This is a genomic window from Agrobacterium sp. NPDC090273 (assembly GCF_044772305.1).
Classification (GTDB): domain Bacteria; phylum Pseudomonadota; class Alphaproteobacteria; order Rhizobiales; family Rhizobiaceae; genus Agrobacterium.
Map to the genome: position 1 here is coordinate 322,694 of NZ_JBIVYN010000006.1, position 14,127 is coordinate 336,820.

Sequence of the window (14,127 nt, forward strand, 5' to 3'; positions counted from 1 at the left end):
AGGGACTCCAGGCAGAAGGTCTTGATGGAGTGCATCCCGGCCCAGTCGGAGCCGGGATGCTCACATGCATCACTTGATGGCGCGAATTGCGTCCCAGTCGGCTTTTTCGTAGCCGAAGTCTTCGAGCTTCACCTTTTCGATGACGTTCTTCTCGAAGTCTGCCTTGTCGACTTCAGTGACATTGATACCCTTGGATTTGAACTCGTCGACGAGTGCGAGTTCACGGGCTTCGATTGTCTTTGTTGTACGCGCAGCCGCTTCCTGCATGACCTCGGTGAAAATCTTTTTGTCTTCATCCGAGAGGCTTGCCCAGCGTGTCTTGGAGACCAGGGTGTTGAGGTGGTCAACGATGTGACCGCTCAGGACGATGTTTTTCTGGACCTCGTAGAATTTTTTCGCCTCAATCGTCGTCAGCGGGTTTTCCTGTGCCTCCACAGTGCCGTTTTGAAGCGCGAGATAGACTTCTGCAAAAGCGATCGGCGTCGTGTTCGCACCGCAAGCGCGCGGCATCGCGAGATAGGCAGGAACGTCGGGAACGCGCATCTTCAACCCGGCCATATCCGAGCATTTCGCAATCGGCTTGTTCGAGGTTGTATGTCGAGTACCGTAATAGCTGACCGCGACGATGTGGTTGCCCGTCTTGTCTTCATAACCCTTTGCGAGCTTTTTGAAGACGTCACTCTTGGTGTAGGCAATGAGGTGACTCGGATCACGGAAAATGTAAGGGAAATAGGTGACGCCGATCGGCTTGTGATCACGGGCCGCAAAGCTTGAGCCGGAAATGATGATATCGACCGTACCGAGCTTCAGGCCCTGGTTAATATCGGCTTCCTTGCCGAGCTGGGAGGCCGGGAACACGTCGATTTTGTAGCGACCATCGGTACGCTTGGCGATCTCTTCTGCCGCCCAGACCGAGTCCGTGTGGAACGGTTCGGATGTTTCATAGACGTGTGCCCACTTAAGAGCGGTTTGAGCTTGTGCAGCAAAGGTCGACAACAGAATTGCTGCTGTTGCACCCATCAAGGTTGTCAATCTGATTTTCATTCTTAACTCCTCCCGAATTAAAGCCAGATCAGTTGCATTGTCCCGCCACCGCATTCGGTGGCGATCACTCCTCTCCGATCGTTTCCTCCCCGAAACTTTCGGAAAATCTTTTTTGCGACAAGGTCAGGTGCTGCCGCATTGCCTCGCGCGCGCCCTCCGGGTTGTTCGCGGCGATTGCGTCACGGACAACCCGATGCTCATCAACAGCGAGGTTCCAGCTGTGGGGCCCTTCAAAATAGCTGGCGAGCTTCTGGAAATAGGGGGAAAGGCTGCGCTCGTCATAAATCAGGCCCGTAAATCGGTTGAGCGCGGAATTGCCGATTATATCGGCAATAGCTGTGTGGAAGGCGCGGTCTAAGTGAAGTGCCTGCGGCGAATTGTCGACTGAATTGGCCATGCGTTCGATGATGTCATCCAGTCTGGCGATGGCATCAGGACCCGCAATGCGCGCGGCCTCTTCAGCGATCGCGCTCTCGATGATGCATCTCGCCTGCAGGATCTCGAAGGGGCCATGGGCGTCGGGGACCGGGGAAACCTGCTCCTGCGGCCGTCCCGCTGCGTTGACGTAGACGCCTGAACCCATACGAATATGGATATGGCCTTCCACTTCTAGAACAATAAGCGCTTCACGGACCGTCGGACGGGAAACGCCAAATCGTTCGGCAAGATCACGCTCCGCCGGTAGACGCTGACCGTCTACCAACTCTCCGGTTTCGATGAGTAAACGAATTCGCTCCGCGACCAGCCTGTAAAGGCGGCGCGGCTCCAAAGCCACGAACATGATTTCCTCCCGACGCGAAAGTCTCCCCCCTTCGCGCAAGCGGTAAGATTGTCTTACCAATTTAATTTGTGATCGTTCAGCTTGATAAAGTCAATCCGAGAGATGCTAAAAAATTAGATCGATACAAATCATTGTTTTAAATAGGTAATTTAGAAATTCTGACGTATTGTTGTTGTGCGAACGTTGCGGGAAATTGGTCAGGTGGCTAGGCCGTCATACGACTCGTAAGCCTTATGACGGCTGCACCAAGGTGCGTCAGGTGGTGGACGACGTAAGCTTCAGTTTCCCGTCCTCGCTAACGATGAGGCCAAGTTCGGCGTAATCGCCGATCGAGAGATGCGGCGCGTCGATGGGGTGGGAGTGTGTTGTGTTGATAACGACAACAGTGGCTCCCATTCGCTCGCCGGCTTGGATGCCCGCAGGCGCATCTTCAAAGACCACACAGTTCTCGGGCAGTATTCCAAGCATCACCGCCGCTTTTTTATAGCCCTCGGGATCAGGCTTTCCGTCTACAACATCTTCGGCGCATATCATGACTTCGGGCGGTGTCAATCCGGCCGCCGCCAGCCTGCGTTCGGCAAGTGCACGCGCTGCAGAGGTGACGATGGCCCACGTGCCGACAGGGAGTTTCTTCAGGAACTCGGCCGCACCCGGGATCTGGACGATGCCATCTACGTCATCCATTTCCTTTTGCAGTAGGATGGCCGCCTGTTCATCGACATCAAGGCCAGGCACTGCTTCGCGCCGAACGACCTCTGATGCCCGCATGCCGTGGATACGGTTGAGAAAGGCGTTTGGTTCGATGCCATTTGCGACAGCCCATTCACGCCAGACACGTTCCACAACGGCAATGGAATTGACCAACGTTCCGTCCATATCGAAGAGGAACGCGGAATGTTCGCGCGTCAAGGCGGCCTCAGCCTTTGTTACTTTGTTGTGCATGTGAGTTCCTGATGTTCTTGCCTGTTCGTTGGCGGACTGCGCTCCTCTCTATCGTATAGCTCAGAGCGACGGAATCATTTTCCTCGACCAACCCGTCAACCGCAGTCTCTGATGGGCAAGATTTAACCCAAGCCTGGCGCAAGCTTGCCGTCCCAGAATCGGACAATTGATGATACCTCTGACTCGACACGCTTCGTTTCCCTTTGCACGGGTTCAGTGTTTCAGGTTGAGAAGAGATGGGCATTGACTGAGCTTTGTCATGCTCGTTTCAAAATGAAGATATGGAATTAAAAGCAATGGATGAGCCGGATTTTTCGATGTTTTTAAAGAAGCATTCTGGCGCGGCGTTTTCTTAACGACGAGACCATTTCCGCCATAACGTTAACCTTTTGTTAACCATATTAGAGCTACCTGATGTCAACGATTTGTTTACCAAGATGACCAAAGTGCTAACAGACCAGCGTTCGATCCGTATTAAAGGCCGCTCCTTTCTCGCCGTTGTCCTATCGCCTGAGGCGCCCGTCGAGCAGTGGCTGGAGAGGCTTGATGATCTGGCGGCTCGCTCAGCCGGCTTTTTCCTGGCACGGCCCGTCGTACTTGATGTTGCAGATCTCCAGGTCGACAAAGCGGGCCTGAAGGCGCTTCTCGCTGCGCTGACGGAGCGCAATGTCGGCATCATGGGCATTGAGGGTGTGCGTCCGTCGATGATTGAGCCCGGTATGCCGCCTGCCTTGAAGGGCGGCAAGCCTGCATCCGATGTCGAGGTTGAGCCTGTAGCGTCAGCACCTGTTGAGGCTGAAGAGCCAAAACCGCGATCGATCAACGAAGTTCGTGCCGTCGTCCAGTCGCTTGTCATCAACGAACCTGTCAGGTCCGGCCAGTCGATCATGTTTCCGGAAGGCGATGTGACGATTATTGGTTCGGTTGCCTCAGGAGCAGAGATCATCGCGGGTGGCTCTATCCACGTTTATGGGGCCCTGAGGGGCAGAGCCATGGCGGGGTCACTTGGCAATGTTACGTCACGCATTTTTTGCCGCAAACTTGAAGCCGAGCTTCTCGCAATCGACGGTGTCTATAAGGTCGCTGAAGATATAGACGAGAAGCTGCGCGGTCAGCCGGTCCAGCTTTGGCTGGAGAACGATACAATCAAAGCAGAAAAACTCAATTGAGCCAAAATGGCCAGAAAACAGGACAGGAGAGCAATATGGGGAAGGTAGTCGTCGTAACTTCCGGAAAGGGCGGGGTCGGCAAGACCACCTCGACTGCTGCGCTGGGCGCTGCTCTGGCACAGAACAAGCAGAAAGTCGTCGTCGTGGATTTTGATGTCGGCCTGCGCAACCTGGATCTCGTCATGGGTGCTGAGCGTCGCGTTGTCTATGACCTCGTCAACGTTATCCAGGGGGATGCGAAGCTGACCCAGGCGCTTATCCGTGACAAGCGCCTCGAAACGTTGTTTCTCCTGCCAGCCTCCCAGACAAGGGACAAGGACAATTTGACACCGGAAGGCGTCGAATGGGTCATCAACGAACTCAGAAAACACTTCGACTGGGTAATTTGTGATAGTCCTGCGGGTATCGAGCGCGGTGCAACGCTCGCAATGCGCCACGCCGATGTCGCTGTCGTTGTCACCAATCCGGAAGTGTCTTCCGTCCGCGATTCCGATCGCATCATCGGGCTGCTTGATTCCAAGACCGTGAAAGCAGAGCGTGGCGAGCGCATGGAAAAGCACCTTCTGCTTACCCGGTATGATCCCGCTCGCGCCGAACGTGGCGATATGCTGAAGGTTGATGACGTCCTGGAAATCCTTTCCATTCCGCTGCTGGGCATCATTCCAGAAAGCTCGGATGTTCTTCGGGCGTCGAATGTCGGTTCCCCGGTAACGCTGGCCGATGCACGCTGCGCACCGGCGATGGCTTATTTTGATGCCGCGCGACGCCTCTCCGGTGAAGAGATCCCTGTTGTCGTACCAGGTGAGAAGCGTGGTATCTTCTCGAAGATCTTCGCAAGGAGGGCTGCATGAGCATCTTCAGTCTTTTTCGCAAGCAGAAGTCTGCGCCACTTGCGCGCGAACGTCTGCAGGTTTTGCTCGCGCATGAGCGGGCATCTTCAGGGTCCGATCTTGTCGCAATCCTGAGGGAAGAAATCCTCGCAGTGATTTCAAAACATGTGCAAATCGACAACGACAAGGTTCAGGTTCGAATGGACCGGGACGAGCACGTGTCTGTGCTGGAAATCGATGTCGAGATACCCCTTGGGACAGACCTGAAGGCGGCTTGATCGTTCGTTCAGACAACGCCGCCGGTTCATCAATCGGCGGCGTGTCCTTTATTCAGTGGTCGTATCAATCGGGTTTCGGAACGTGGCAGCAAGATCGTCGGGCAAGGGACGCCGGAGGTTCAGTCCATGCGGCGGGATCGGTGCGTTGAACCATTTGTCGTAGATCTTGTCGATCTCGCCACTGGAATAGATTTTAGCCAGAGCGCCATTTACTGTATCTCTGAAGTCAGTGTCACCATGCCGCATCATCAATCCATATGGTTGGGGAGGGGCAAGGTAGTCGCTTGAAATGGTGTAGTCGGCAGGTTTTCCGGTCTCTGCGACGAATGACCTCAACAGTATATCGTCCATAATGAAGGCCGACGCACGACCTTCTGTCACCATGTCGAAGCCACCCTTTGTGCTGTCGTTCTGAAGGACGGCGATGCTCATGTTCTTGCGCCGGTTCAAAGCATTCAATTGACTGATATTGATCGTCCCCGTAGTCACTGAAACGGTTCTCCCGGCGAGATCGTCGACCGTCTGCAGGTTGCTTGAGCTCAGCGCCACATATCGGGTTCCTGTCAGGAAAATGCCGTACGAAAACCAGACGGCCTTACGCCGTTCTTCCGTATTGGTGCTGGCGACACATTCGAGGTCGATCGCTCCGCTATTGAGCATCATCACCCGGTTACTAGGTGTCCGTTCAACGAATTCGATCCTGATGTCCGGGCGGCCGAGCTTTTCTCTGATTGCCTCAGTCACAAGGAGGCAAAGATCGATACTGTAACCGATCGGGCTCGGGGTCGCCGCGAGATAGGAAAACGGCATATTGTTGTCGCCGTAACCGATTTTAATGACACCGTTTCGCGCTATCGTATCGAGGGTAGGGGGCTGTGCTTCGCCGTCAGATGCGAATACTGGTGTGGTGGGGATGATGATTAAGGCAACCCACAATGCCGAACGCTTCATAAGGGGGCTCCAGACACGTGATCCATCGAGATTGAAGTTAAGTGACAACCGGTTTTGTCCCGCCTCGGTCATTCCTGATATTCGCTTGGATTGTCGTAGGCTTGCCTGAGAGTGCTGGTCATTGGGAGCTTCAGGTTCATTCCGTTCGGGGGGATCGGAGAGGTGAACCATTTCGTGTAGAGATCGTTGATTGTCTTACTGGTGAATATCCTCCTCAAGCTCGTATTCACGACTGCTTTGAATGCAGGGTCATCGCGTCTGAACATCAAGCCGTAGGGCTCAGGTGCGCTCAGCGTATCTTCGGATAGGCTGTAGAGGTCTGGATTTTCGGACGTTGCTGCGAGAGCTGCAAGTAAAATGCCATCCATGACAAACGCCGAAGCCTTGCCCGACGCAACGAGCTCGAAGGACTCCTCGTTGGTTTTTGTGGGCATCACTGAAATGTTGAGCCCCTTCTGCCGATTGACTGCGTTAAGTTGCTCAATATTGACGGTACCCGATGCCGACGTGACGGAACGGCCAGCAAGATCCGAAATCGTTTTAAGATGATCGGCGCTCCGGGACAGGAACTGGGTCGCGGTCATGAAATTGGGGTAGGAAAAATCGACCATTTTCCTGCGCTCTGCAGTGTTGGTCGTTGCAGCGCATTCAAGGTCAATTTGACCGGTTTTAACAAGAATAAAACGTGTTGCGGGCGTTGCCTTGACATAGTCGATATCAAGTTTGTTGAGCCCGAGTTCCTTTCGGACATCGTCAGCGATCGTTTGGCAAAGGTCGGTTGAGAAGCCGACAATTTTTCCGTCCGGCAATTGATAGGAGAATGGAGGCTCGGCTTCGCGATAGCCGATCCTGATCTTTCCGGATTTTGTAATTCGCTCCAGCGTGCCGGCGTCGCCAGCGGCATGCGAGACGTTGTTGGGGGCCAAGGACGTCAGGAGGAAAAGGCAAGGCATGAAAAAACGCATGTCATTTTCCTTTTGCTCAGCGCGATTGCGCTTCTTCCGATCTAGTTTCAAATAGCTTGTGCTGAAATTTCATAATTCTCATCTGGAGACCGATCGATATGTCGATGCGCCAGGGAGGGCCAAATGTCTGCAATTCGGTACTTTATGATTTCGGCAAGCGGGGCAGGTTCGGCAAAATAATATCCCTGCGCCTCGTCACATCGAAGGAGCCTGAGCGCTTCGACCTGTGCTGCATTTTCGACCCCTTCGGCGGTCACTTCGAGGCCGATCTGTTCAGCCATATCCGTTATGGTTCGAACGATTGCTGAGCACATTGGATTGCCAGGAAGTCTGGAGACGAACTCGCGATCGATCTTGATTTTGTCGAAGGCTATGTGTGTGAGACTGCTCAAGCCCGCGTAGCCCGTTCCAAAATCATCAAGAGCGAGGCGCACGCCGCGGTCTTTCAAGCGCTTCAGGGCCCTGACGCCGCTGTCTTTTTCCAGGATCGCCGTCTCAGTGACCTCGAGTTCAAGTCGCGCTGCTGGCAGGCCCGATTTGGCGAGGGCGCTGTCGACAATCTCGACTATATCGTCGTGGGACAACTGTACGGCCGAGAGGTTTACGGCGAGGCGGATATCCTCGGGCCAGGCCATGGCATCGCGGCAGGCCTGCGATATGACCCATTCACCCAATGGTTTGATGAAGTTGCTTTCTTCTGCGAGAGCGATGAAGCGCTCCGGAGAAATGACGCCGAGCGTGTTATGGCGCCACCTTGCAAGTGCCTCGTAAGCCGCGATCCGGCCTGTTTTCAGGTCGATGATCGGCTGGTAATGGAGTTCGAATTCGTGGTTTTGCAGCGCCGCCTTCATATCTATCTCAAGCGCATGTTTGTCTTGCGTCGCCATGTCCATGCCCGGCTCGTAAAAGACAAATAGACCGCATCCCATGGACTTTGCACGATAAAGACCAAGGTCAGCGTGCTGCAGGAGCTGGCTGGATGATGTGCCGTGATCCGGCGCGCAGGCAATGCCGATGCTCGTGTCAATGCTCACGGTGGTGCTGCCGAGGCTGAAGTTCTGGGAGACAGCTTCCACCACGCGTCTTGCAAGTGCTTGGCCTTCTTTCTCTTGATCTTCATTGACAGCCTGAATGATTGCGAACTCGTCTCCGCCCAGCCTGCTGACCATGTCATTTGGGCCGAGAGCTGGGGAAATTCGTGCTGCTACCGCCACGAGCAAAGCGTCCCCGGATGCATGCCCAAATGTGTCATTGACGGCTTTGAAGCGATCCAGATCGAGCAGCATCACGTTAACGCGGGTGCCTGTCGAGGCAAGTTGATCGAGGCATGCATCAAGGGTTTTCATCAGGAGCACACGATTGGGGAGCCCTGTTAACGCGTCATGATGCGCCATGTGTTCCATTTGTTGGGCCATGTCACGGATTTGTCGGAGGTGGCTGCGCTCAACAACGGCTTCGCGAAGCGTCTCGATGGCGACCGCCATATCGCCGATCTCGTCACGGCGATCCTGAAACGGCGTTACCATGTCGGTTTTCTCGCGCGCGATTTGCAGTGTCGCCTGGACGAGTATAGGTACGGGTTTCAAAACGCGGCGTGCCATCACGGCGACCAGAATTCCCGTCACGAGCAGGACGGCAACCAGTGCTATCAGCGAGTTATAGAAAAGCTTGCGTTGGGCCCCGTAGAGTTCTTCGGCACCACCGATACTGACGGCAACCGCGCCAATCGGTTGCCTTGTGGTGTTGTTTATGATGGGCAGCAGACCAATGTAGTGCTCGGCGTCGCCTATGGTCGCAAAATCGGCAGCAAACTCGCCGCGTGCTGCGCTGTCCGCAAGTATCGGGCGCGCAATCAGTTTACGTTCATCCTCCTGATTGTTGTCGTCGTAGGCAGCAGCAATTTGTTTGAAACTGGCATCTTTGGCATCGAAGCGGAAAAGCCATGACGGCTTCTTTGTCTGGGCGCTGATAAGGGCCAGCACATCGCTCGGATCAAACCCGGTGACAAGGATGGATTCGTCATCGCCAATTGGCTGAGACGTCAATATGCCGTTGACTTGCCCGTCCGGGTCGGCGTTGACGCTCACATAGGTGTAGACGCTGCGCAGCGTTGCACTGGCAATCTGAGAGTTCAAACGCGCTTGACTTAGCCATTGTTCGCCCGCTGCAGCAACAAACATGTACCAGCCAACCAGCGCACCAACACTGTACGAGAAGACGACACCAGCCAGGAAAATAAACGTAATCTTGTTGACGAGCGAGCGGCGACCGGGCAGACGGGACCGCCTCGGCGTTTTCGCCGAGTCCGGGTTTAGCCCGTGCTGTTTCTCTCTATCCCTATGCCAATAGGCAGGCTCGTCCATTCGCGATATTCCCCCGTCGCGTGGCCTGATTGCGTGTCATGAAAATTCATAAAATATGTATTGGAATGCTGCCTGCTAATTAATTCAACAAAGTTTAGATGTGATTAAGAATTAGCCCATCTTTTTACGATCCCCGCTTGTAAGCTGAAATAATTCAGCGCCCGCGCGCATGACCTAGCGAGCTGTGTCACTGGAGCCTTCGAATTTGTTCTCCGGGGCAAGACCGTGGCCTTGCCAAGGTGATCAGAACCGGCAAGGTGCTCCCGGCATGTCGTTTATCGAGGAATTCAAAATGAGCCATACCGGCAAAAACGTCTCGCAACTCTCCGCCCTGATCCAGTCTGGTGCGCTCGATCCTCAGGAGCTCATCGAGCAAACACTGGACGCGATCGGCTCGTTTGACGACCAATCGATTTTTATCGACCTGACCGAAAAACGAGCTAAGCAGGAAGCAGAGGCTGCTTCACGGCGCATCCGCGAGGGTCGAAGCATGGGGTTGCTCGACGGCATCCCGGTCGCGTGGAAAGACCTTTTTGACCTCGAGGGAAGAGCAACGACGGCCGGGTCGACGGTGCTCGCACAAAACGTAGCTGCAGAGCGCGACGCAGATGTGGTCACTGCGCTGCAGCAGGCAGGTATGGTCTGCGTCGGACGAACCAATATGAGTGAATTTGCGTTCTCCGGACTAGGAATTAACCCGCACTACGGGACACCGCGCAATCCAGCGTCAAAGGATGGTCATCGATTGCCTGGTGGATCTTCCTCGGGAGCGGGCGCTGCCGTCGGTGCCGGACTTGTTCCCGTGGCGATTGGTACTGATACGGGCGGCTCTGTTCGCATCCCGGCAGCATTCAATGGTGTGGTCGGCTACAAAGCAAGCCGCGGTCGTTACTCCATGCGGGGTGTCTTTCCACTGGCGAAAAGCCTCGATTCGCTCGGGCCGCTTACCCATACGGTCAGGGATGCCATCTGGGTCGACGCTGCCATGTGCGGAAAAGCCGCTCCTGATGTGGTCAGTCCGCCGTCACTCAATGATTTATCTTTTGTCGTGCCCGAGACGGTCTTTTTCGATGGCATAGAAGATGGTGTCGCGAATGCCTTTGAAGGCGCACTCGACCGTCTAGCCCGAAAAGGCGTCAGGGTCCGGCGGCAATCGTTTCCTTCCTTCACGGCACTCTTCGATCTGATCAAGGACAAGGGCGCACTTGTAACCGCCGAGGCATTCGCATTGCACAAGGCTAGATTGGAAGGCGCTGAAGCCGAAGGAATGGATCCGCGTGTGGTCGCCAGAACACGGCTTGGAGCCAACATCTCCATGCCGGACTACATTGCGATCAACGATGCCCGTGAGCAGATGATTGCCGAGTTTTCAAAGCTGGTGGGCGAGGATGAATTGCTTGTTTCGCCGACACTGCCGCATGTCGCCCCGAAAATAGAACCGCTTCTGGCCGATGACGACGCGTTTTTCGCCATGAACGGAAAGACTCTACGCAATACCCAAATCGGAAATTTCTTTGACTGGTGCGGAGTTTCGATCCCATGCGGAAGAGGGGACGCGGATATGCCGGTAGGGCTCATGCTCTCGGGACTTTTCGGAAAGGATGAGCATCTTCTAGCGATTGCGCTCGCTGCAGAGGAAACAATTCGCGGATGACGTGGACGGTCATGCCGGGATTAACCGGCATGACGTATTTCTTTAAAGAGCCACTTATCGCGCCGCCCAGTTTGCGCCCCGCCGGAACATGGTCTTCATCTCGGGGACGCCAAACTCCTTGGCTTGATGACCAAGTGCTGAGTAGAAAACTCGACCCTTGCCGTATTTGCGTTTCCAGACAACAGGCATAACCACGCCGTCAATCCACCAGGCATGGTCCCCAGTAAATGTGGTTGTCGCAAGGACCTCGTTGGAGGGATCTACGTGCATGTAATACTGCTCTGATGTGTAGGGGAAATCGGAGATCCCCTCCATCAAAGGATCATCGGGGCGGGTAATGTTGATCTTGTAGTCGATGATGTTGCCGGGGTGTGCCACCCATTGTCCGCCGATCATAAACTGGTATTCGACGCACTCGCGGAAGCTGTCGCCGGCGCCGCCATGGAAACCGGCGATGCCTACACCGTTTTCGACCGCTGCCGTCAGGTTCTTGATCTCTTCCTTTTCGATCTTGGACATCGTGACGATGGGCACTACGAGGCTGAGATCATGGACCGACGGATCGGCAAATGCCTCCGTGCTGTGCTCCACATAGACCTTGAAACCGTCTTCCTCCAGAATATCCTTGACGATCGCAGCGCATTCTTGCGGCTCATGCCCGCTCCAGCCGCCCCATACAATCAGTGCTTCACGCATTTAATTCCTCCTCAGGATTATTTACCGAGCTGGCCGTCGACCAGCGAGATGTCGAGTGGGGCGGGTCGCTCCACACCGGTGGTGATGGATACGGTGTTGCCGGTATCAGACGCGGTCTGGAAAGCCTCCATGACTTCCAGGACATGAAGCGCAAGATCGCCATTGGCACGATGTTGACGGCCGTCGCGGATGGCGTAGGCCATATCTGCCACACCGATAGAACGGTAATTTCCGTCTGCATAGGGCGAGGAGAGATCCTGTGTTTCGAACGCGCCACCTTTTTTCAGCAATTGCACCTCGCCACCGAAATGGTTCGGATCGGGTACAATTAGGGTCCCCTCCGTACCGTAGATTTCGAGCGGTACGTGTTTGTGACCGGCAACATCAAAGCTCATGCCGACCTGAACCACCGCACCGCTTTCGAATGCCAGTACGCCCGCAACATGCGTTGCCACGTGGACTGGGATCTTTTCGCCGTTCTTGGGCTGGCTGGTGATAAGGCGCTCGCTTCTTGGTGTCGTGGCAAACCCTGCGACCTTCGCTACTGGGCCAAGGAGATTGACCAAATCGGTGATGTAATAAGGGCCCATGTCAAGCATCGGACCGCCGCCGACCTCGTAATAAAAGCCGGGGTTTGGGTGCCAGCGCTCGTGTCCCGGGCACATGAAGTTGGCCGTCCCGCCAACCGGTATGCCAAGGACACCCTCATCGACGAGCCGGCGTGCGGTCTGGTGTCCGCCGCCGAGAAACGTGTCGGGTGCTGAACCGATACGCAGCTTCTTTACTTTTGCGGCCTCTGCCAGGCGCTTGCCTTCGGCGAAATTAATGCCGAGAGGTTTTTCAGAATAGGTGTGCTTGCCTGCATCGAGCGCGCGCAACCCGACCTCGACATGCGCTTTCGGGATCGTGAGGTTGACGATAATCTCTATTTCGGGATCGGCAAAAAGCTCATCGATTGAGCGCGCTTTAAGACCAAATTCCTCTGCGCGTGCCTTGGCCGCGTCCGCATTCATGTCAGCAAGACCGCGAATGTCCAAAATGGGAAACGACGCCATAGCCTTCAGATAGGCACTTGAGATGTTGCCACAGCCGATGATGCCGATACCTACACGTTTCATATGATTTCCTCCCGTAAATCAGAATTGGGGACGCTGCTAAAGAGCCGGCCCTGTTGTATTCCACGGCGATTCGTAAAGCTCATAGAGTGCGACAGCCGCCGCTCCCTGTGCCCACAATTCGTCGCTTGAAAGATCGAAGACAAGTTCCGCAACGCCAGCCAGGGACGGTGGGACCGCCGCAGTGTAGCTGTCGCGAATGGCGGCAATGAAGGGCTCTCCCAGTTCAAGGCTAGACCCGGTTATGATGACGCGTGGCGGGGCAAAGAGCGTAACGATATTGGCGAGCGTCAACCCTATAGCTTCGCCCGCGCGTTGCGCTGCCGAGATCAACCCGTCATCTTCCGCTTCGATCAATGCGTGAGCGTGTTGCATGCCGCGTCCGATGCGGATTGCTTCAGCAAAGCGACTATCGACGGGACGTGAGCCGAGAATCGCAGTCTCGCCTGCCTGGCTCGCAAGGCGCACAGCGCCTTCACTGGCGAGATGAATAACGAGATCTCCGAGATTGTGGCTTAAACCGCCTGCGCCTCGAAAAAGCTGGTTCTGGTGCAGCACGCCTAGTCCGAGCGTTTGCTCAAGCGAAATCAGAACCATGTCTTCAAGCTCGCGGGCGTGCCCGAACCAATGATGGGCAAGCGTTATCGCGTGGGCATCGCTTTCAATGATCGTGGTGGTCGTCAGTCGGGCCGTCATCGCTTCGGCGAAATCGACGTTGACCTCCCGCAGGATCGGGCTGCTGCGGATCCTGCCTGTTCGGTGTTCGATGACGCCGGGCAATCCAAGGCAGACCATATCCACGTCTTCCAGCGACAGGCCAGCATCAAGTACACAGCGCCTTACCCCATCCTCTACAAGATCTGCAATAACGCCAATCGGTTGGCGATCGACGCGGATTGGCAGGGAAAGGGTGGAAAGGACGTTTCCGCAGAAATCGGTGACGACAAAGACCATCCGGTTAGCCGCGATTTTAGCACCAACGACCCTCGCTGCATCCGGATTGAGTTCAAGCATGACGCGTGGTCGTCCCCGTGCACTTTCAGCGCGAATGTCACCGATGTGGCGCGTCAGAATAAGACCGTCGTCGAGCAAAGATGCGGTGATGGCGGAAACGGTTGTCGTGGAGAGTTGGGTCCGTTCGCTGATCTCCACCCGTGAGATCGGGCCGTGGCGGCGGATGGTATCCAGTACGCTTAACCTGTTGATCGCGCGCATCAGTTCTGGGTCTGCGGTCTTCATGGGGTCCTGCTGCGCTGTTGATGGGTCTCGAAGATAAATTACATCGGGATGCGGATTAAATAACGTCGCCTGGAGGGGGTGTGTCAAGCTGTTTGGGTAA

Annotated in this window: 13 protein-coding genes; 4 read left to right on the forward strand and 9 right to left on the reverse strand. The window is 55.2% G+C overall.

Annotation, left to right across the window (positions count from 1 at the left end):
* Positions 1–69: 69 nt before the first annotated feature.
* From ACIQT8_RS17930 to ACIQT8_RS17940, 3 genes are all read right to left on the reverse strand, one after another.
* Entirely contained in the window at positions 70–1,044 is a 975-nt protein-coding gene (locus ACIQT8_RS17930) for a sialic acid TRAP transporter substrate-binding protein SiaP (RefSeq protein ID WP_400967834.1), read from the reverse strand.
* 64 nt (positions 1,045–1,108) lie between these two features.
* Entirely contained in the window at positions 1,109–1,825 is a 717-nt protein-coding gene (locus ACIQT8_RS17935; protein ID WP_400967837.1) for a FadR/GntR family transcriptional regulator, read from the reverse strand.
* Between the two features lie 255 nt (positions 1,826–2,080).
* Positions 2,081–2,767: an HAD-IA family hydrolase gene (locus ACIQT8_RS17940; RefSeq protein WP_400967840.1), complete on the reverse strand. Its 687-nt coding sequence runs from the start codon at positions 2,765–2,767 to the stop codon at positions 2,081–2,083.
* 437 nt (positions 2,768–3,204) lie between these two features.
* On the opposite strand from ACIQT8_RS17940, the gene minC reads away from it, so the two are divergent.
* The 3 genes from minC to minE are packed head-to-tail and all read left to right on the forward strand — an operon-like array spanning position 3,205 to position 5,044.
* Positions 3,205–3,936 carry a septum site-determining protein MinC gene (gene minC, locus ACIQT8_RS17945; protein WP_178340630.1) on the forward strand — a complete coding sequence of 244 codons (732 nt, stop codon included), beginning with the start codon at positions 3,205–3,207 and terminating at the stop codon, positions 3,934–3,936.
* A 35-nt stretch (positions 3,937–3,971) separates the two neighbouring features.
* Entirely contained in the window at positions 3,972–4,787 is an 816-nt protein-coding gene (minD, locus tag ACIQT8_RS17950; RefSeq protein ID WP_138793309.1) for a septum site-determining protein MinD, read from the forward strand.
* Positions 4,784–5,044 (forward strand): cell division topological specificity factor MinE, encoded by a 261-nt coding sequence (gene minE, locus ACIQT8_RS17955; protein WP_138793308.1) that lies wholly within the window; start codon positions 4,784–4,786, stop codon positions 5,042–5,044. Before minD ends, minE begins: the two co-directional genes overlap by 4 nt.
* 48 nt (positions 5,045–5,092) lie before the next feature.
* Here minE and ACIQT8_RS17960 read toward each other — a convergent pair whose 3' ends face one another.
* The 3 genes from ACIQT8_RS17960 to ACIQT8_RS17970 form a co-directional block, all read right to left on the reverse strand.
* Positions 5,093–5,995 (reverse strand): amino acid ABC transporter substrate-binding protein, encoded by a 903-nt coding sequence (locus tag ACIQT8_RS17960; protein ID WP_400967845.1) that lies wholly within the window; start codon positions 5,993–5,995, stop codon positions 5,093–5,095.
* A 68-nt stretch (positions 5,996–6,063) separates the two neighbouring features.
* The gene (locus ACIQT8_RS17965; RefSeq protein ID WP_400967848.1) at positions 6,064–6,960 is read right to left on the reverse strand and encodes an amino acid ABC transporter substrate-binding protein; all 897 of its coding nucleotides are present in this window, start codon (positions 6,958–6,960) and stop codon (positions 6,064–6,066) included.
* A 47-nt stretch (positions 6,961–7,007) separates the two neighbouring features.
* A complete protein-coding gene (locus ACIQT8_RS17970; protein ID WP_400967851.1) occupies positions 7,008–9,323 on the reverse strand; it encodes an EAL domain-containing protein in 2,316 nt (771 codons plus the stop codon).
* A 292-nt stretch (positions 9,324–9,615) separates the two neighbouring features.
* Here ACIQT8_RS17970 and ACIQT8_RS17975 point away from each other — a divergent pair, with 292 nt between their 5' ends.
* Positions 9,616–10,977 (forward strand): amidase, encoded by a 1,362-nt coding sequence (locus ACIQT8_RS17975; protein ID WP_400967854.1) that lies wholly within the window; start codon positions 9,616–9,618, stop codon positions 10,975–10,977.
* Between the two features lie 54 nt (positions 10,978–11,031).
* Here the strand turns inward: ACIQT8_RS17975 and ACIQT8_RS17980 are convergent, their stop codons facing one another.
* The 3 genes from ACIQT8_RS17980 to ACIQT8_RS17990 are packed head-to-tail and all read right to left on the reverse strand — an operon-like array spanning position 11,032 to position 14,027.
* Positions 11,032–11,673 (reverse strand): ThuA domain-containing protein, encoded by a 642-nt coding sequence (locus tag ACIQT8_RS17980; RefSeq protein ID WP_138793303.1) that lies wholly within the window; start codon positions 11,671–11,673, stop codon positions 11,032–11,034.
* 17 nt (positions 11,674–11,690) lie between these two features.
* A complete protein-coding gene (locus tag ACIQT8_RS17985) occupies positions 11,691–12,791 on the reverse strand; it encodes a Gfo/Idh/MocA family protein (protein WP_400967857.1) in 1,101 nt (366 codons plus the stop codon).
* A 36-nt stretch (positions 12,792–12,827) separates the two neighbouring features.
* A complete protein-coding gene (locus ACIQT8_RS17990; protein ID WP_400967860.1) occupies positions 12,828–14,027 on the reverse strand; it encodes an ROK family protein in 1,200 nt (399 codons plus the stop codon).
* Positions 14,028–14,127 lie beyond the last annotated feature (100 nt).